Source organism: Bradyrhizobium guangdongense, from assembly GCF_004114975.1.
Lineage (GTDB): Bacteria > Pseudomonadota > Alphaproteobacteria > Rhizobiales > Xanthobacteraceae > Bradyrhizobium > Bradyrhizobium guangdongense.
This window is the reverse complement of the sequence record NZ_CP030051.1, coordinates 5,371,357-5,390,750: the sequence shown is the minus strand read 5'-3', so window position 1 is coordinate 5,390,750 and position 19,394 is coordinate 5,371,357. Positions and strand designations below refer to the sequence as shown.

15 protein-coding genes are annotated in these 19,394 nt (G+C 64.1%); 5 read left to right on the top strand and 10 right to left on the bottom strand.

The window, feature by feature from the left end:
* Window positions 1-32 precede the first annotated feature (32 nt).
* On the top strand, window positions 33-1,424 hold the full coding sequence (hpnO, locus tag X265_RS25840) for an aminobacteriohopanetriol synthase HpnO (protein WP_128967375.1): 1,392 nt from the start codon (window positions 33-35) through the stop codon (window positions 1,422-1,424).
* A 36-nt stretch (window positions 1,425-1,460) separates the two neighbouring features.
* Here the strand turns inward: hpnO and X265_RS25835 are convergent, their stop codons facing one another.
* From X265_RS25835 to X265_RS25805, 7 genes are all read right to left on the bottom strand, one after another.
* On the bottom strand, window positions 1,461-1,820 hold the full coding sequence (locus X265_RS25835; RefSeq protein WP_128967374.1) for a hypothetical protein: 360 nt from the start codon (window positions 1,818-1,820) through the stop codon (window positions 1,461-1,463).
* A 321-nt stretch (window positions 1,821-2,141) separates the two neighbouring features.
* Complete coding sequence (locus tag X265_RS25830; RefSeq protein WP_128967373.1) at window positions 2,142-2,906, bottom strand: anti-sigma factor family protein; 765 nt, start codon at window positions 2,904-2,906, stop codon at window positions 2,142-2,144.
* Window positions 2,903-3,451, bottom strand: a complete 549-nt coding sequence (locus X265_RS25825) for a sigma-70 family RNA polymerase sigma factor (protein WP_128967372.1) — start codon at window positions 3,449-3,451, stop codon at window positions 2,903-2,905. Before X265_RS25825 ends, X265_RS25830 begins: the two co-directional genes overlap by 4 nt.
* A gap of 127 nt (window positions 3,452-3,578) precedes the next feature.
* Window positions 3,579-3,920, bottom strand: a complete 342-nt coding sequence (locus X265_RS25820; RefSeq protein ID WP_128967371.1) for a cupredoxin domain-containing protein — start codon at window positions 3,918-3,920, stop codon at window positions 3,579-3,581.
* 24 nt (window positions 3,921-3,944) lie between these two features.
* Window positions 3,945-4,889, bottom strand: coding sequence for a metallophosphoesterase family protein (locus X265_RS25815; RefSeq protein WP_128967370.1), 945 nt, complete (start codon window positions 4,887-4,889; stop codon window positions 3,945-3,947).
* 227 nt (window positions 4,890-5,116) lie between these two features.
* Entirely contained in the window at window positions 5,117-5,953 is an 837-nt protein-coding gene (locus tag X265_RS25810) for an alpha/beta fold hydrolase (protein WP_373291599.1), read from the bottom strand.
* 59 nt (window positions 5,954-6,012) lie between these two features.
* Entirely contained in the window at window positions 6,013-7,632 is a 1,620-nt protein-coding gene (locus X265_RS25805; protein WP_128967368.1) for a GMC family oxidoreductase, read from the bottom strand.
* Between the two features lie 174 nt (window positions 7,633-7,806).
* Here X265_RS25805 and X265_RS25800 point away from each other — a divergent pair, with 174 nt between their 5' ends.
* On the top strand, window positions 7,807-8,979 hold the full coding sequence (locus X265_RS25800) for a M20 aminoacylase family protein (protein WP_128967367.1): 1,173 nt from the start codon (window positions 7,807-7,809) through the stop codon (window positions 8,977-8,979).
* Between the two features lie 74 nt (window positions 8,980-9,053).
* Here X265_RS25800 and X265_RS25795 read toward each other — a convergent pair whose 3' ends face one another.
* The 3 genes from X265_RS25795 to X265_RS25785 form a co-directional block, all read right to left on the bottom strand.
* Entirely contained in the window at window positions 9,054-10,676 is a 1,623-nt protein-coding gene (locus X265_RS25795; protein WP_128967366.1) for an inorganic phosphate transporter, read from the bottom strand.
* Window positions 10,677-10,800: 124 nt separating this feature from the next.
* On the bottom strand, window positions 10,801-12,243 hold the full coding sequence (locus tag X265_RS25790; protein WP_128967365.1) for a UdgX family uracil-DNA binding protein: 1,443 nt from the start codon (window positions 12,241-12,243) through the stop codon (window positions 10,801-10,803).
* On the bottom strand, window positions 12,243-13,478 hold the full coding sequence (locus X265_RS25785) for a putative DNA modification/repair radical SAM protein (RefSeq protein WP_128967364.1): 1,236 nt from the start codon (window positions 13,476-13,478) through the stop codon (window positions 12,243-12,245). The genes X265_RS25790 and X265_RS25785 overlap by 1 nt, the downstream gene beginning before the upstream one ends.
* A 162-nt stretch (window positions 13,479-13,640) precedes the next feature.
* Here X265_RS25785 and X265_RS25780 point away from each other — a divergent pair, with 162 nt between their 5' ends.
* The 3 genes from X265_RS25780 to X265_RS25770 are packed head-to-tail and all read left to right on the top strand — an operon-like array spanning window position 13,641 to window position 19,370.
* Window positions 13,641-14,429, top strand: coding sequence for an ImuA family protein (locus tag X265_RS25780; RefSeq protein WP_128967363.1), 789 nt, complete (start codon window positions 13,641-13,643; stop codon window positions 14,427-14,429).
* Window positions 14,326-15,921 (top strand): Y-family DNA polymerase, encoded by a 1,596-nt coding sequence (locus X265_RS25775; protein WP_164938794.1) that lies wholly within the window; start codon window positions 14,326-14,328, stop codon window positions 15,919-15,921. The genes X265_RS25780 and X265_RS25775 overlap by 104 nt, the downstream gene beginning before the upstream one ends.
* On the top strand, window positions 15,918-19,370 hold the full coding sequence (locus X265_RS25770; RefSeq protein WP_128967362.1) for an error-prone DNA polymerase: 3,453 nt from the start codon (window positions 15,918-15,920) through the stop codon (window positions 19,368-19,370). Before X265_RS25775 ends, X265_RS25770 begins: the two co-directional genes overlap by 4 nt.
* Window positions 19,371-19,394 lie beyond the last annotated feature (24 nt).

The window sequence follows — 19,394 nt, the reverse complement described above, 5'->3', positions numbered from 1 at the left end:
ACGAAACGGCCCTCAACCGAAGTATGTAGCGGATGAACAGTCCAAATCCAGACATGTCCCACTTGTTCGCGGACCGTCAGGCCCAGCGCAGCGCCCTGCATAATCGGTACCTGAACGAGCAGTTCGTCCGGGTTCTCAAGACCATCGGTTACGACGTCGGCTTCCAGAAGGGGCAGGGGCAGTACCTCTACGATCGCGAGGGGGCGCGCTATCTCGACCTCCTGTCCGGCTTTGGCGTGTTCGCAATCGGGCGCAATCATCCCGTGATGCGCGAGGCGCTGAAAAGCGTGCTCGACGCCGATTTGCCCAATCTCGTCCAGTTCGACGTCTCGACATTGGCGGGCGTCCTGGCTGAGCGGCTGCTGAAATACGTTCCTTATCTCGACAAGGCGTTCTTCGCCAATTCCGGTGCCGAATGCGTCGAGGCGGCGATCAAGTTCGCTCGCGGCGCCACCGGCCGCCCCGGCATCGTCTATTGCGCCCACGGCTATCATGGCCTGACCTATGGTGCGCTGTCGCTGACCGGTGATTCGAACTTCCGCACCGGCTTCGAGCCGTTGCTGCCGGGCTGCACTCCGGTTCCGTTCAACGATCTGGCGGCGCTCGAGAAGGCGCTGGCCTCGCGCGAGGTCGCGGCCTTCGTCGTCGAGCCGATCCAGGGCAAGGGCGTCAACATGCCGTCCGACGAGTTCCTGCCGGGCGCGGCCGCGCTCTGCAAGAAGTACGGCACTCTGTTCGTCGCCGACGAGATTCAGACTGGAATGGGCCGCACCGGCCGCTTCCTCGCGGTCGAGCACTGGAATGTCGAGCCCGACATGGTGCTGCTGTCGAAGTCGCTGTCGGGCGGCCACGTGCCTGTTGGCGCCGTGCTCACGCGCAAGAGCATCTTCGACAAGATCTTCAATCAGATGGACCGCGCCGTGGTGCACGGTTCGACTTTCTCCAAGAACGACCTCGCGATGGCTGCGGGCATCGCCACGCTGGACGTGATGGAATCGGAGAAGCTGATCGATGCCGCGGCCAAGCGCGGCGCCGAGCTTCGCCTCGCGCTGACGCGCATGGTGCCCGGCTACGAGCTTCTGAAGGAAGTGCGCGGCAAGGGCCTGATGATCGGCATCGAGTTCGGCCCGCCGAAATCGCTGCGGCTGCGGGCCTCCTGGAACGTGCTCGAGGCCGCCAACAAGGGCCTGTTCTGCCAGCTCATCACCGTCCCGTTGTTCAAGGATCACAAGATCCTGACGCAGGTCGCGGGCCACGGCAGCCATACCATCAAGCTGCTGCCCCCGCTCACCATCACCGAAGAAGACTGCAGCTGGATCGAGCGCGCCTTCGACGAAGTCATCGCCGGCAGCCACAAGGTCCCCGGCGCGATCTGGTCGCTCGGCAAGACGCTGGTCGACAACGCGGTGCGGCGTTCGGCGTAAGGCCGGCCGTTCAGGCGGGTTCAGGCCGTATCCACCTCAGTGGGCAAAGACCGTATTGAACAGCGGAAGGACGTCGCTGTTCTTTTCGACGGCGAGAATGGCGCGGTGTTGCGTTGCATAGAGGATCGGGATGTCTATCCAGTCCTCGTTTCGGATCAGCAGCGAATTTTTGGACGCATCCTGCGGCACCGCGGACAGGCCGATCAGGAATTGCGTGTCGTCGACCCTCACCGAGAGCGCGGTAATGGGTGCACCCTTGGCCTGCTCGTTGGCCTTCATGAGAAGGCCCATGACCTGTTTGATCTTGCCAGCGGCAAAGCCTGGAGCGACATCGATCTGCACTGTATGAGTGGCAGGCAATGTGGGATCGAAATTGCGGCGGATGGAGAGCGTCATTCGCAGGCTTCGCGAAGGCACCTCGACGCTTCCGCGTATCGTGACGTCGCCCGATGGTGCGGAGGCATCGGCCGTCGGTTCAACCCGCCAGGTGATTTGTCCCTCTGCGCGATGACCCTTTGGATCGCTCAGGTCTTCCTCGTAGAGGACGGCTCGCATCGTGGTGGCGAGTCCATCGCGGGCTGCTACGGGCCCGGAAGCCGCTATCGTCCAGGCAACGGCTGCTGCAAGAAAGAGGGAGCGCATCATGGCGCTGAATTAGCAGTGCGCCCCCGTCATCGCAATCGAAAGTTGTAATCTCGTCTTCCGAAGGAAGCGCCGCTATCCCTCGACATTCGCTTTCATCGCCGCCTCGAATTTGTCGACGAATTCGGTGAGCTCGTCGCCGCCGATGTCGCTGACGGCCCAGAAGTTCAGGCCGCGCTCGCCCCAGCGACGGCAATTGAAGCCCTGCATGGTTTGCGTCTTCGGCGGCCGGTGCTCGGTGCTTGCGGTCTGCGCCACGAACAAGTTGATGATGTGCTGCCGACGCCGGTAGACGACGGCGCCGATGGCGCGCGCATCAACATAGTCGAGCCGGCCGCCGACCAGAGTAAAACCTTGCGCGGTGAGGTCGATCACCGGCGGAGCGACGTCGAGTTTGCCGTTGAACCAGGGCTTGACCGTGTGCTGGTCGGTCGAGACGACGTCGATGAGGTGGCCGGCCTGGAGCGAGCGCAGATGCGCGGAGACGACCTCGGAGAGGATGCGCTGCTGGTCGTCCTGGCGCAGCACGACGGCGACGATGCCCGTGGCGGCGAGGGCGGAAACCGCCGACCCCATGGCGAACCCGCGCAGCACGGAACGACGGCTCGGCTGCGGCCGCGCTTGCGGTATCGAGGCCTCGATACGGGCGCGCAAGGCCGCCGGCGCGCTATAGCGCAGCTTGGTGTCGGCCAGCACGCGCTTCATCTCCCGCTGCGCCGCGAACTCGGCCGTGCAGGCCGGGCAGGAGGCGATGTGGGCTTCGACCTCGCGCGCATGGCCGGCATCGAGCTCGTTGTCGAGCAGCGCGTGAAGCAGGATTTTTGCTTCGTCGCAGGTCATTTCGAGTGCTCCTCTTCCGCCGTCCAGGCCGCACGCAACATGGCGCGGGCGCGGGCGAGGCGGGACATCACGGTGCCCACGGGGGCGCCGACGGCTTCTGCAATTTCGCGATAGGACAGGTTGTTGATCTCCCGCAGCACGAAGGTTTCCTTGAACGGCTCGGCCAACGCGTCGATCATCTTGCGGACGGCGCCGGCATCGCGGCTGCGCAGCACCTCGGTCTCAGGACTTGCCTCGTTCTCCTGCCACATCGGCGTCTGGTCGGCCGCGCCAGGTGTGTCCTCGATCGCGGCGTGCGAGTGCGCACGCCTGGCATATTCGGCATTGCAGACATTGCGCAGGATCGCGAACAGCCACGGCTTCATGGCCGGGCCGCGATAGCTGTCGAAGTGCTTCAGTGCACGCAAATAGCATTCCTGCACCGCGTCCTCCGCGTCGGAGGCATCGCGCAGCAGATAGCGTGCGAGCGTGTAGACGTCGTCGAGATAGGGCAGGGCCGCCTCGCGGAAGCGCTGCGCCTTCTGGAAATCGTCGCTTGCCGGCATCGCCTCTCGCTTTGCCTCTCGCTGCGTTTCGTAACTCGTTGCGCCTTTGGGTCTGACCGAAGGCGTGCGAGCCCGGCCGGCGTGGGACCACCGGCCGGGCAAGACAGAGATGCCTTGGTTGGAGACGTTACTCAACCTTGATCATCCCTGTCATGTGCGGGTGCAACGAACAAAAATACTTGTAGTCGCCCGCATCGGTGAAGGTGAAAGAGAATTTGTCGTCTGTGTCCAGAGTCTTGGACCTGAATTTGCCGGCCGACACCACGGTGTGGGGAATGTCGTCCCGGTTGGTCCAGGTCACGGTCGTGCCGACCTTGATCTTGAGCTCCGGCGGCTGGAAGACGAAATTGTCGATATGGACCTCCATGTTGGTGTCGTCGGCACGGGCTGTCGCGACGGGAAGCAGGATGGCCGCGGCCAAAGTGAGACCGAAATCGACTGAGAAGTCGCGGCGATTGAGTGTCTTCATGGTCAGCTTCTCTTCAGCCCTGGATTAACCCTGGAGCGGCGTGTCGATGATCGCCAGCCGCTGTTCGTTCTGCTTGAAGTTGACGCTGGCGACGCCCAGCATCGAGCGGAGCTTGGCGTCCTCGACCTTCATCGGTCCCGGCGAGGGGGCTGTGCCCGGCGCCGGTTGCGGGAAAGCGGTCGACCGCGCGGTGTGGAAGGTGACGTTGCCCTCGACCTTCTGCATCACCTGGTGGATGTGGCCGTTCAGCACGGTGACCGAGCCAAAACCCTTGACATATTCGAGCGCGCGACCGCCGTCCTCGGTGCCCCAGCCCCATTCCGGATAGACGGTCCAGAGCGGAATATGCGCGAACAAGACAATAGGGGTGGATTTCGATTTGCCGCGGAGATCGTCCTCGAGCCAGGCGAGCTGCTCGGTGCCGAGATTGCCGAGGCCGCCGGCCTTGAGATCGACGACGTTGACGAGGCCGATGAAATGTACGCCGCCGGCATCGAACGAGTACCAGCCCGCGCCCTTGGTGCCGCGGCCGTAGCGCTCGCGATAGAACTTCACCTCCTCGTCCAGGAAGTCATGCTCGCCAGGGACGTAGTGCACGTCCAGCTTGGACTGTGAGATGATGCGGTCGGCGTTGTCGAACTCGGAGGCCTTGGAGAGATGGGTGATGTCGCCGGTGTGGATCATGAACGACGGCTTGACCGGCATCGCATTGATCTTGTTGACGGCTTCCTCCAGCGTGCCCAGCGCATTGGGGTTGGCAGGCTTGTCGAAGCCGACATGGCTGTCGCTGATCTGGAGGAAGGTCATGCCGGGCGCGGCGGCGGTTGCGGCCTCAGCCGAGTCGATGATGCCGAGCGAGCGCGGCACGCCGCCCGTGATGGTCCAGAGCACCCCGGTGCCGGCCCAAGTCATGCATTCCAGCACCTTGCGGCGGCTGACGCCGTCTTCCCCGTGATCGTGTCCGCTCATCGCACGTCTCCTTTTGCCCGGAATTGGGCGTTGAGGAGCTGATCGGGGGAGGGGCGGATTTATTCGTGGGATGGCGATGACGTTTTCGTGAGGTGGGATCACACGTGGAAGCAACGCAGCGCCTGTTGGCGATACATTGCAGAGCGGGAGCCGCAGGGGTTGAGCCCCCAACTCGGCTGCGCGCAGTTTGGTGCACTGCGCCCGGAACAAGCGAGGTGAACGCGGATCTAAGCGGAAAATTCCCGGATCGCCTGCACCACGCGGGCGGGTGCTTCCTGCGCCACACAGTGGCCGGCGCCTTCGAATGCGAGGGCGCGGGCCTGCGGGATGAGCGCCATAGCGCGTGAGGCCATCTCCTTGTAGATCGGCCACGACGTCTCGGCTGTCGTCACCATCACGGGACACGCGATTTCGCGGAGCCAGGCAAAGGGATTGCCGCGCGCGTCGCCGATATAGACCTGCTCCATCGCCTCGTAGATCGGATGCAGCATCGCCGACTCGATCTCGGGGGTGCAGCAGAGGCGCACCCGGCCATTATCGAGCGGCGTGAAGCCGTGCCGCACATAGGCCCACAGCGAAGCGTCCGTCCAATCCGCAAAGGCGGGCGCGACCCGGTAACGTTCGAAGACGGCGTCGCGACTGTCGAACTCCGCCTGCCGACGCAGGGCGCTCTGCACGCGGGAGAGCGATTGTTCGCTTAATCCGGCCGATGGATTGCGCTCTGCCCGCGGATTCATCACGGTGGGCTCCATCACAAACAGGCGCCTGAAGTACCCGGGGCGCAGCTTCGCTGCCAGCAGCAGATCGGTCGCGCCCGCGCTGTGGCCGATGCCGTACACGTCGCGCAAGTCCAGAGCGTCAATCACGCGGCAGATATCGTCGGCATAGTCCGCGAAGTGATAGGCGCCGGGTTTGTGGCTCGCGCCATGGCCGCGGCGATCGAGTGCATAGACAGTGTAGGTCGACGCGAGATCACGCGCGACCTCGTCCCAGACATCAGCGACGAAGCCGGTGCCGTGCACGAGCAGGGCGGGCGGCTTGCCGCTCTCACCCCATTGCAGCATGGCGATCTCTGCACTGGCGGTACCGATTGAAAAGCGATGACTGATCATATGATCGGATGCTACTTCGCATCCTCCAAAATCATCGCGGCACCCTTCTCGGCGATCATGGCGGTGGGCGTGTTGGTATTGCCCGAGGTGATGGTCGGCATGATCGAGGCGTCGACGACGCGAAGACCGTCGAGGCCATAGAAGCGCAGCCGTTCGTCGACCACGGCCAGGGGATCGTTCGCCGATCCCATCTTCGCGGTGCCGACGGGATGGAAGATCGTGGTGCCGATGTCGCCGGCGGCTTTTGCGAGCGAGGCATCGTCGTCGCCGACGGTCGGGCCGGGCAGATACTCACTCGGACGATATCTTGCGAGCGCCTTCTGCCGCATCAAGCGGCGGGTGGTGCGGATGGCGTCGGCGGCGACCTGGCGGTCGTCGTCGGTCGACAGATAATTCGGCGCGATGATCGGCTTCTCGTCCGGGCTTGCCGAGCGCAGGCGTACGGTGCCGCGCGAACTCGGCTGGAGATTGCAGGCGCTGACGGTGATCGCGGGAAAACGGTGCAGGGGATCGCCGAACTTGTCGAGTGACAGCGGCTGCACGTGGAATTGGATGTTGGCGCGCGCGCGTGTCGCATCGGAACGCGTGAAGATGCCGAGCTGCGAGGGCGCCATGGTCAGAGGACCGCGGCGGCGGAATGCATAATCGAGGCCCATCAGGCCGCGGCGGAACAGATTGTAGTAGGTCTCGTTCAGCGTCCGCACGCCCTCGACCTTGTAGATCGCGCGCTGTTGGAGATGGTCCTGGAGATTGCGCCCGACACCGGGTTTGTCCATCACGATGTCGATGCCGAGCGGCGACAGCCAGTCGGCAGGCCCGATGCCGGAGCGATGCAGCACCTGCACCGAGCCGATCGAGCCGGCCGCGAGGATCATCTCGCGCCTCGCGCGCGCCTCGACGATTTCGCCGTTCTGGATGAAGCGAACACCGACGGCGCGGCCCTGCTCGACGATGAGGCGGTCAACCAGCACATGCTTCTCGAGCCGCAGATTGGGGCGCCTCAAGGCCGGCTTGAGGAACCCGCGCGCCGACGACCAGCGCCGGCCGCGCTTCTGGTTGACGTGGAAATAGCTGGTGCCTTCGTTGTCGCCGGTGTTGAAGTCAGGGATGCGCCTGATGCCCATCTCCTCGGCGGCGTCGCCGACCGCATCGAGCACGTCCCAGGACAGCCGTGGCGCCTCGATCCGCCAGCCGCCGCCGGCGCCGTGATGCTCGCTCGCGCCAAGGAAATGATCTTCCAGCCGCTTGAACAGCGGCAGCACGTCATCATAGCCCCAGCCGGTCATGCCGAGCTGGCGCCAATGGTCGTAGTCGGCAGCCTGGCCGCGCATCGAGATCATGGCATTGATCGCCGAGCAGCCACCGATCACCTTGCCTCTGGGATAGGCCAGCGCGCGGCCGTTCAGTCCCGGCTCGGCTTCGGTCTTGAACATCCAGTCCGAGCGTGGATTGCCGATCGCGAAGAGATAGCCGACCGGAATGTGGAACCAGATCCAGTTGTCGTCCCCGCCGGCCTCGAGAATGAGGACCCGGTTCCTGGGGTCGGCCGACAGCCTGTTGGCAAGGATGCAGCCGGCCGTGCCGGCGCCCACGACAATGTAGTCAAACTCACCTTCGAGCCGTCTTGGCATTCTGCTTCCACCCGGATGGTCCCTAAACGTTCCGTCCTAATAGGCAGACGGCGACCACGGGGACAAGCCCGGCCATGAGCAGGGACAGGACCACCCTTGATCTGCGGGGGTTAGGTGGACTGGCGCTTGCATGGTAGACAGCGCTGTATTTTCAACAAAACTTGAGACCGCTCCATGCCGATCGTGAACCGCGTCGCCGACCTTCAACCCGATATCCAGGCCTGGCGGCGGGACATCCACCAGAATCCCGAATTGCTGTATGACGTCCGCCGCACCGCAGCATTCGTCGCGGATCGCCTGCGCGAGTTCGGCTGCGACCAGGTCGTCACCGGGATTGGCCAGACTGGCGTGGTTGGAGTGATCAAGGGCAGCAAGCCGGCCGGCGAGGGGCTCAAGGTGATCGGCCTGCGCGCCGACATGGACGCGCTGCCCGTCGAGGAGCAGACCAACCTGCCTTACGCCTCGAAGACTCCCGGCAAGATGCACGCCTGTGGTCATGACGGCCACACCGCGATGCTGCTCGGTGCTGCACGCTACCTCGCCGAAACCCGCAACTTCGCCGGCGACGCGGTCGTGATCTTCCAGCCGGCCGAGGAAGGCGGCGCCGGCGGCGCGGCCATGGTGAAGGACGGCATGATGGAGCGCTTCGGCATCGAGCAGGTCTACGGCATGCACAATGGTCCGGGCATTCCGATCGGCTCGTTTGCAATCCGGCCGGGCCCGATCATGGCGGCGACCGACGAGGTCGACATTATGATCGAGGGCCTCGGCGGCCACGCCGCCCGTCCGCACAAATGCATCGATTCCGTGCTGGTCGGTGCCCAGGTGATCACGGCGCTGCAGTCGATCGTTGCGCGCAGTGTCGATCCCCTGGAATCGGCTGTCATCTCGATTTGCGAATTCCACGCCGGCAACGCCCGCAACGTCGTTCCGCAAACGGCGACGCTGAGGGGCACCATCCGCACGCTGTCGCCGGAGGTGCGCAAGCTGGTCGAGAAGCGCGTCCGCGAAGTGGTGGCGGGGGTGGCGCAAATCACCGGCGCCAAGATCGACTTGCACTACAAGCGCAATTACCCCGTCGTGAACAACCACGCCGCGGAGACCGATGTGGCGACGCGTATCGCCAAGCAGGTCGCGGGCGAGGCCAATGTGCTCGAAATGCCGCCGCTGATGGGCGGTGAGGATTTTGCCTACATGCTGGAAGCGCGCCCCGGCGCCTTCATCTTCTGCGGCAATGGCGACAGCGCCGGTCTCCATCACCCCGCCTATAATTTCAACGACGAGGCGATCGTGTTCGGCACGTCCTATTGGGTCAAGCTGGTCGAGGAACAGCTCGCGGCGTCATGAGCCGCTGAGCGAAGGACGAATGAAAGGGGCCGGTGCCTCGCACGGGCCCCTTTGTTTCACGTGCCGTGTTGCGCTCAGAACAGGTGCGAGAACAGATAGTAGAGCACGCCCGAGATGATCATGGCGGCCGGCAGGGTCAGAACCCAGGCCATGGCGATGTTGCGGATCGTCGCCCATTGCAGGCCCGAGCCGTTGGCCGCCATGGTGCCGGCGATGCCTGACGACAGCACGTGGGTGGTCGAGACCGGGAGGCCGTAGACGTCCGCGGCGGCGATGGTGGCGGCCGCGGTGATCTCGGCGCAGGCGCCTTGCGCGTAGGTCAGGTGGGTCTTGCCGATCTTCTCGCCGACAGTGACGACAATGCGCTTCCAGCCCACCATGGTGCCAAGGCCGAGCGCGATGGCGACCGCGATCTTCACCCAGCCGGGGATGAATTTCGTGGCGCTGTCGAGCGAGCCTTTGTAGGCGGTGAGCACGGTGACGTCAGCGGCGCTGAGCTCGGCTTCCTTGTCCTTCATCAGGAAGCGCAGCGCTTCCGAGGCGAGGTACATGTCGTTGCGGGTGTTGCCGACGAGCTCGGCCGGTACTTTGGCGAGCGAGCCGTAGGTGGTCACCTGCTTGGAGATGTCGCGCACGAGCACCGCCAGTGACGGGAACGTGCCGCCGTTGACCTCGTGCTGCGCGACATAGTTGGTCACGGCAGGACGCGGATTGCCGATCACGCTGTAGCCGGCGGCCTTGCCTTCGATGATCTTGCTGGCGGCCTCGGAGTTCTGGCTGAACGCAGCAATCTGGCTCTCCGGCAGGGCGCGGTTGAGCGCGTAGGCGGTCGGCACGGTGCCGATCAGGATCAGCATGATCAGGCCCATGCCCTTCTGGCCGTCGTTGGAGCCGTGGAAGAAGCTCACCAGCGTGCAGGTGAGGATCAGGATGCCGCGGATCCACCACGGCGGCGGCTGGTCGCCCTTCGGCTCGCCGAACAGCGCGGGCGTGGCGCGCAGCAGCACGGTGCGCAGGACCAGCAGCAGGCCGGCGGCGAGCGCAAAGCCGAACAGCGGCGACAGCAGCAGCGCCTTTCCGATGTTGGTGGCCTGGATCCAGTCGACGCCGGAGGTGCCGCTGCGGCCATGCAGCACCGCGTTCATGATGCCGACGCCCATGATCGAGCCGATCAGGGTGTGCGAGCTCGAGGCCGGCAGGCCGAAATACCAGGTGCCGACGTTCCAGATGATGGCGGCGATCAACAGTGCGAACACCATGGCGAAGCCGGCGCTGGAGCCGACCTGGAGGATCAGCTCGACGGGCAGCAGCGAGACAATGCCGAACGCGACCGCGCCCGAGGACAAGAGCACGCCGAAGAGGTTGAACATGCCGGACCAGACCACGGCGACGTGGGCGGGCAGCGAGCGGGTGTAGATCACGGTCGCGACCGCGTTGGCGGTGTCGTGGAAGCCGTTCACGAACTCGAATCCGAGCGCGATCAGAAGCGCGACGAAGAGCAGGAGGAAGGGAGCGAAGGCCTTGACCTGCGTGCCGGTGGCATCGACATCGACCCAGATGCTGTAGGCCACAAAGAGCAGGGCGGCAGCGATCACCCCCATGTAGATCACGCCGGTGAGCGGATGGAATCCGCGATTGAGGTCGGGCCCCCTACTCAAGGCCGGCTCGATGGAGCCCGGCAATGCAACGTCACTCATTGGAAATTCTCCTGTCCCAAGGCCCCGATTTTGCGCGTGGCATGTGACAGGCGGTTGAAATGACGGGCAGACGAGTGCAACGACGCGAGTCATCCAGGGCTTGTTGCCCTGGCGTTGGTTCACGTCAGGCGGCGCGCGACGATCTCCGTTGCAAGGAGGCGGCGATCTTCAAATCCGCGACAAAGCGCTGATATTCCACCACCTTCGCCTCGGGATCGGGGAGCCGCAGTAGATAGGACGGATGTACGGTCACCAGAGCCTTGCGTCCATCGGGGAGGTCTATGAGCCGGCCGCGGGTCTTGCCGATGGGCGTGATCTTGCCGAACACGCTTTGCGCGGCGGTCGCACCCATCGCCACGATGAGATCAGGCTGAATTGCCGATACTTCCCGCTCATACCATTGCCGGCACGCTTTGATCTCCGGCGTCGCCGGCTTCTGGTGCAGGCGGATCTTTCCGCGCGGCACGAATTTGAAATGCTTCACCGCATTGGTGACATAGACCTTCTTGCGGTCGACGCCGGCCTCCGCCAGTGCCCGGTCGAGCATTTGGCCGGCCGGGCCCACGAAGGGATGGCCAGCGAGGTCTTCCTTGTCGCCGGGCTGCTCGCCGACCAGCATGATATTGGCAGACTTCGGGCCTTCGCCGAACACGGTCTGGGTCGCATCCTTGTAGAGGTGGCAGGCACGACAATGCGCGGCCTCCTCGCGAAGCGTTTCGAGACTGTCGGTGGCAGGTTTGCGTTTCATAGGAGCCTCCGGCCGCTTCTGAGGCTTGTGCGGATCGGTCGCGGCGTTGGCGATCATAGCACCGGTCATGCGTTCGGCATCTTCGATCAAGGGCTTAATGATCGAGGCCTCGGGCAGGTTCCTCCAATATTTCTTCGGCATCTCCGTCTGCATCGCCTTCACCTTGAGCCGTGCCGGATTGAAGATGCTGGCGTAATAGCGCCGCCAAGTTTCCTCCAGCCGGTCTTCGCCCGGTGCCTCGCTCTTGCTGACGCCGGGCGTGAACGAGAGCGCGTGGCCGTCCCAATGCGCGCAGAGGTCCGGCGTCAGGATCGACCAGGGCATGTCGGCAAAGCGCTTTGCAAAGAACGGCCCGGCGAGCTCGACGATGTGATGCTCGGGCTCGAACCAGGCGACGTAATGCGGCTCGCGTTCCCGACCGATCTCGCGGAACCGCACGAAAGCATGCATCTTGTGCTCGTCGCGATGAACCGCGCGTGCCATCGCCGTGATCTTCGCGACATCAGGATCGGTCGCGACATCGATGAGATCGTGATTGTCTTTCAGGCGGAACAGCAGGCGATAGAGGATCGCGAAGCGCTCGCCGTCCCGATGCAGGATCGCAGCCTTGGCGAGGTCGATAAATTTGCTTGATACGCTGAAGGTGCCGTCGTTCACCTCGAGGATCGGCGACGGCGCGGGCGGTGCAAACAGATCGGCTTCGCCGCCTCGCACGGCCCAGGTTACATCGTCAGGCGCAACATGATGAAGCACGAGGGCGCGCGCGGTTTTGCGCCAGCCGTCGAAATCGGTTTCGCTGTCGAGGGTGATGTACTGCATCAGAAGCCAAACCCCAATTGTGTTGCTTTCGGCTTGAACCGTTCGATCAGCCGCGCCTCGTCGAGGCTATGCGGCGAGGGGCGGTGGTCGCTGAGGACGATGAACGGCAGCGCCTTGTGCTTGGGCACGTGCAGCCGTGCGAGATCGGACAGGCGGATCGTTGTGGTGCGCCGCGTCGCGATGATGCGCTCGACCGCCTTGGTGCCGAAGCCCGGCACGCGCAGCAGCTCCTCGCGGCTGGCGCGGTTGACGTCGAGGGGAAAACGGTCGCGATGGCGCAGCGCCCAGGCAAGCTTTGGATCGATGTCGAGCGGCAGCATGGCGCTGTCGTCGACGATCTCGCCGACGGCGAAGCCGTAAAATCGCATCAGCCAGTCGGCCTGGTAGAGCCGGTGCTCGCGCAGCAAGGGCGGCTGGACCAGAGGCAGTGCGCGGCTGGCATCGGGGATCGGGCTGAAGGCTGAGTAGTAGACGCGCCGCAGTCGGTACGAGCCGTAGAGATTGGCGCTGGTGTGGAGAATGGTGTGGTCGTTCGCGCTGTCGGCCCCGACGATCATCTGTGTGCTTTGACCGGCCGGCGCGAAGCGCTGTGGTTTCGCCTTTGTTTTCACGCTTCGATCTTCTTCGGCTTCGTCCAGCTTCAGCCGCAGCCGGCCCATGGTGCGGCGGATCGCGCGCACGTCCTTCTCGGGTGCGAATTGCTGCAGGCTCGTCTCCTGTGGCATCTCGATGTTGATGGAGAGGCGGTCGGCATATTTGCCGGCTTCCGCGATCAGCGCGTCGTCGGCCTCGGGAATGGTTTTGAGGTGGATGTAGCCGCGGAAGTGATGCTCCTCGCGCAGCTTGCGCGCGACGCTGACCACTTGCTCCATCGTGTAGTCGGGGCTGCGGATGATGCCGGAGGAGAGAAACAGCCCCTCGATGTAATTGCGCCGGTAGAAGTCGAGCGTCAGCTTGACGACTTCATCGATGGTGAAGCGGGCGCGCGGCACATTGGAGGAGGCGCGGTTGACGCAATAGAGGCAATCGTAATTGCACGCGTTGGTCAGCAGCACCTTGAGCAGCGAGATGCAGCGTCCGTCCGGCGCGTAGGAATGACAGATGCCCATACCGGGCGCGGTCGAGCCCATGCCCTTGCCGTCGCTGGAATCCCGCTTTTCGGTGCCGCTGGATGCGCAGGACGCATCGTACTTGGCGGCGTCCGCGAGAATTGCCAGCTTGCGTTGTACGTCCATCCTGGAATCCCTTTGATTCAGTTCATGAATCCATTTGCGCGCCAATTCGATTGACTCTCTGCGCGCCGTTAGCTTTATATTAGAACATATCATGAACAAATGAGCCAGCCGTTGGTTCTTCTTTTGAAGGCCACGGCAATCACCTCTGAAGGAGCGGCGAGCATGAGCGGCGCACGCATGAGCGCGCTTGCGACCTTGCGCAGCCAGATCGAACGGATCGAGACGGCGGAGGTCGTGCATCATCACGACCGCGTCGCGCTCGGCCATAGTGAGGCCGACCGCGCGCTGAAGGGCGGGCTCGCACGTGCGGCGATCCACGAGGTGTTTTGCGAGGGCCGGCAAGGCGCGTCCGGGACGGGCTTCGTGATGGGGCTTGCGGGCCGCGTCTCGGCACAGCGGCCGCTGCTGTGGGTGCGGCAGGATTTCTCGGAAATCGAGACCGGCGCGTTGTCGATGAGCGGGCTCGCCGAGCTCGGCCTCGATCCGCGCCGCGTGGTGATGGTGCGCGCCGCCGATGTCGAGAGCGCGCTGCGCACCTCGGCCGATGCGCTCGCTTGCGATGCGCTTGGCGCCGTCGTGCTCGAGCTCTGGGGCGAGACAAGACAGTTCGATCTCGTGGCGAGCCGCAAGCTGACGCTGGCTGCACAAGGCTCCGGCGTCACCGGCCTGTTGCTGCGCATGGCCGCGCAGCCGCTACCCTCAACCGCGGAGACGCGATGGATGCTGCGCGCGGCGCATTCGCCGCCGGGATCTGCGTGGAGTGCCTGGGGCGCCCCGCGCTTCGATGCCGAGCTGTTGCGCAATCGTCATGGCCTGTGCGGCCGCTGGATCATGGAATGGAATTGTGATGAGTGCCAGTTCAGTGAACCGTCGGCGTATTCTCAGCCTGTGGCTGCCGCGCCTGCCCATCGACCGGATTCAGCGGTTCTTCAACAGCGCCGGGCTGGGTAAGAATACCAATGAGCCGAGCATCGTTGTTATCAAGAACAACAATGCGCTGGTGATCCACGCGCTGGACGAGCCCGCCGAGCGGCTCGGCCTGTATATCGGCCAGCCGCTGGCCAATGCGCGGGCGATGTGCCCGGATCTGAAAGTGTTCGACGCCGATGTCGTGGCCGATGCGAAGACGCTCAGCGACATCGCCGATTGGTGCGACCGCTTCACGCCGTTGGTGGCGCTCGATCCGCCGCACGGTCTGTTCCTCGACATTACCGGCTGCGCGCATCTGTTCGGCGGTGAAGCGGCGCTGCTAAAGATGCTGGTTCATGCGCTGGGACGTCAGGGCTTTGCCGTCAGCGCGGCCATTGCCGGCACCTCGGTCTGCGCGCGCACGCTGACGCGACAAGCCACGGGCAGTATCGTCGCCGACGGCGGGGAGGCGGCGGCGATCGATAGGTTTCCGGTGTCCGCGCTCGGTGCGGACGAGGCCATCACCACCGGTCTGCGCCGCGCCGGCCTGAAGACCATCGGCGATGTCGCCTCGCGCGCTCCGAGCGAAATCACAGCGCGGTTCGGTGCGCGGTTCTCGACGCTACTTGCGCATGCGCTGGGACAGGGCGATGCGCCGATCAATCCGCGAAAGCCGCTGCCTGACTACATCGTGGAAAAACGTTTTGCCGAGCCGATCGCGACGGACACCATGATCGCGATGACGCTGTCGCGGCTGGCCGACACGTTGATTACCTCCATGGAGAAGCAGGGCAAGGGCGCGCGCCGCCTGGAGGCCGCGTTCTTCCGCACCGACGGCGTGGTGCGCGCGATCACGGTCGAAACCGGACGTCCCGTGACGCGAAGCGCGGTCATTGACCGCCTGTTCCGCGAACGTCTCGATGCGCTTGCCGATCCCATCGATCCCGGCTTCGGCTTCGACATGGTGCGGCTGTCGGCAAGCCGCACCGAGATCGTGGTGCAGGAGCAGCGCGATCTCGACGCGCATGTCCACGACAATGACGAACTTGCGGCGCTGATCGATCGTATCGCTGCGCGTATCGGCGGAAAACGCGTCGTCGTACATTTGCCGCAAGACACGCACATCCCCGAGCAGGCGGTGCTGGCCGCGCCCGCCCAGCATCATCTCGCCACTGCCATGCAGGCCAAGTGGCCCGATCGTGCCGAGGGTGAGCCGCCGCTGCGCCCCTTAAGGCTGTTCGACCAGCCGGAGCCGGTCACCGTGCCGTTCGCGACCGTGCCTGACGGTCCGCCGCACCAATTCACCTGGCGACGGGCGAAACATGCGGTGGTGCGGGTGGAAGGACCCGAGCGCATCGCCATGGAATGGTGGCGGCAGGACGGCAAGCAGCTGACGCGGGATTATTTCCGCATCGAGGATGCCGAGGGCCTGCGCTTCTGGATCTTTCGCGACGGCCTTTACGAGGGAGAGGTGTTCGACGCCGACGGCAAGCCCGCGTCCCCCAACTGGTATGTGCATGGTCTCTTCGCATGAATACGCCCGCTTATGCCGAGATCGGCATCACCACCAATTTTTCCTTCCTGCGCGGCGGCTCGGATCCGCGCGCTTATGTGCATCAGGCCAGCAAGCTCAACATTCCAGTGATCGGCATCGCCGATCACAACACGCTCGCCGGCGTGGTGCGCGCCTGGAATGAGCTCGACAATGACAAGGTTCTGCACAAGCCGAAGCTCCTGATCGGCGCGCGCATCGTCTTCATCGACGGCACGCCCGACATTTTCGTCTATCCGCGCGACCGTGCCGCCTATGGCCGGCTGTGCCAGCTTCTCACCCGGGGCAAGCGCGGCGACGACATCACGCGGATCGAGAAGGGCGAGTGCTGCCTCAGCTTTGCCGATCTGCTCGAGTTTTCCGAAGGGCAACTTCTGATCCTGATGCTGCCGCATCGGTTCGATCAGGCGCAAGCGCTGGACCTTCTCGCAAAGCTGAAAGCAAGCCGCGCCGACGGCGTGTGGCTGGCGGCGAGCCTGATCTATCGCGGCGACGACCGCCGCCGCTTGGCGCGGCTGGACGATCTCGCCGCCAGGGCAAAAGTGCCTCTGCTCGCGACCAACGAGGTGCTCTACCACGATCCCGGCCGCCGTCCGCTTCAGGACGTGCTGACCTGCATCCGGGAAAAGACCACGATCGAGGCGGTCGGACGCAAGCTGGAAGCCAACGCGGAACGCTTCCTGAAGACCCCCCGAGAGATGGCGCGACTGTTCCGCGATTTTCCGGGGGCGATCGCGGAGACCATGCGCTTTGCCGACAGGATCGACTTCACGCTCGACCAGCTCAAATACCAATATCCTGATGAGCCGGTGCCGCCCGGCAAGACCGCGCAGGGGCATCTGGAGGATCTGACCTGGGCGGGCGTCGACAAATATTTCGGCGGCAAGATCGACGACAAGCTGCGCGCGACGCTGAACAAGGAGCTCGCGCTGATATCAGAGCTGAAATACGCGCATTACTTCCTCACCGTGCACGACATCGTGCACTACGCACGCAGCCAGAACATTCTGTGCCAGGGGCGGGGATCGGCGGCGAATTCGGCCGTCTGCTACGTGCTCGGCATCACCTCGGTCGACCCGACCAAGGTCGATCTCTTGTTCGAGCGTTTCATCTCCAAAGAGCGGCTGGAGCCGCCCGACATCGACGTCGATTTCGAGCATTCTCGGCGCGAGGAGGTGATGCAATATGTCTATCGCCGCTATGGCCGCCACCGCGCCGCGATCATCGCCACTGTCATCCATTATCGTCCGCGCAGCGCCATCCGCGACGTCGGCAAGGCGCTGGGGCTGACCGAGGACGTCACCGCCGCGCTCGCCGACACCGTCTGGGGCAGCTGGGGCAAGGGCCTCAACGACATGCAGGTCCGGCAGGCCGGGCTCGATCCCAAAAATCCCATGATCAACCTCGCGGTCGAGCTGGCGACCGAGCTGATCGAATTCCCGCGCCATCTCTCTCAGCATGTCGGCGGCTATGTCCTGACCCAGGACCGGCTCGACACCTATGTGCCGATCGGCAATGCCGCAATGGACGACCGCACTTTCATCGAATGGGACAAGGACGACGTCGACGCGCTGAACATGATGAAGGTCGACGTGCTGGCGCTGGGCATGCTGACCTGCATCAGGAAATGTTTTGATCTGATCGACCAGCACAAGGGCAAGCGTTGGGTTTTGGCGACCGTCCCGCAGGACGACTCCAAGGTTTACGACATGCTGTGTGCCGGCGAGTCGCTCGGCGTGTTCCAGGTCGAGAGCCGCGCCCAGATGAACATGCTGCCACGGCTGAAGCCGCGGACCTTCTACGATCTCGTCATCGAGGTCGCGATCGTGCGACCGGGGCCGATCCAGGGCGATATGGTGCATCCCTATTTGCGGCGGCGGAATGGTCTGGAGAAGGTGAGCTATCCGTCTCCGTCGCCGGATCACGGCGACAAAAATGAACTTTACAATGTGCTGCACAAAACGCTGGGTGTGCCCTTGTTCCAGGAGCAGGCGATGCGCATCGCCATCGAGGCCGCACATTTCACCTCCGAGGAGGCCAACGGCCTGCGCCGCTCGATGGCGACTTTTCGCAATGTCGGCACCATCGGCCAATACGAGGAGAAGCTGATCGGCAACATGGTCGCGCGCGGCTATGATGCAAACTTCGCCCGAAGCTGCTTTGACCAGATCAAGGGCTTTGGCTCCTATGGTTTTCCGGAGAGCCATGCCGCGAGCTTTGCCCAGCTGGTCTACATCTCGTCATGGCTGAAATATCATCATCCCGACGCCTTCTGCTGCGGCCTGTTGAACTCGCAGCCGATGGGCTTCTACGCGCCGGCGCAGATCGTCGGCGATGCTCGCAAGAACGGCGTCGAGGTGCGCGAGATCGATGTGTCCTACAGCTTTGCGCAGAACACGCTGGAGGAGGGGAGCAGCAAATACTGCGCAGTGCGTCTGGGTTTTCGTCAGATCGACGGCTTTCACTGGCTGGACGAGGACGAGGAGAGGCTGAAGCGCTCACAGTCGTCATTCCCGGGCGCGCGTAGCGCGAGCCCGGAATCCATCCGACCGCATATGCCTAGAGGAATGGATTCCCGGCTCGACGCTGACGCGTCGCCCCGGAATGACAAGAAAGAAGACTGGGCCTATCGCATCATCGCCGCGCGCAATCGCCGTCCGTTCACCTCGCTCGAAGACTTCGCCCGCGACACAGGCCTGCCCAAGCGCGCGCTGATCCTGCTGGCGGATGCCGATGCGTTCCGCTCGCTCGGGCTCGACCGCCGCGAGGCGCTGTGGCAGGTGCGGCGGCTGCCCGATGACGTCGCGCTGCCGCTGTTCGAAGCGGCCACCGCGCGCGAGCAGCCGGACGAGCACGCCAGGCCGTTGCCTGAGATGCCGCGCCCAGAGCAGGTTGTTGCCGATTACCAGACCATCCGGCTCTCGCTCAAAGGCCATCCGATGGAATTCTTGCGCGAGATGTTTACGCGCGAGCGCATCGTCGCCTGCAGGGAGATCAGCCACCAGAACGAGCGGCGCCGTGTCCGCTGCGCCGGCGTGGTCTTGGTGCGGCAGCGGCCCGGCAGCGCCAGCGGCGTCGTGTTCATGACGCTGGAGGACGAAACCGGCATCGCCAATGTCGTGGTCTGGCCCAAGGTCATGGAGCAGTACCGCAAGGAGGTGATGGGCGCGCGCCTCATCGAGGTGCAGGGCTATATCCAGAGCAGCCCCGAGAAGGTGACGCATCTGATCGCCCAGCGGATGATCGACCGCTCGCACGATCTGGTTGGTCTCGCCAACGATGCCCTGAGCCGCAAGCATCCGGTACCCGCAGGCGCCACATTGGTCGAGCCGCTCAACGAAGACCCCCGCGCCCTCGCGGACATGCCCGCGCAAAAAATCCGCCACCCCCGCAACGTCCGCATCCTGCCGCCGTCGCGGGATTTTCATTGAGGGAATGGCGCAGGATGTTGCTAC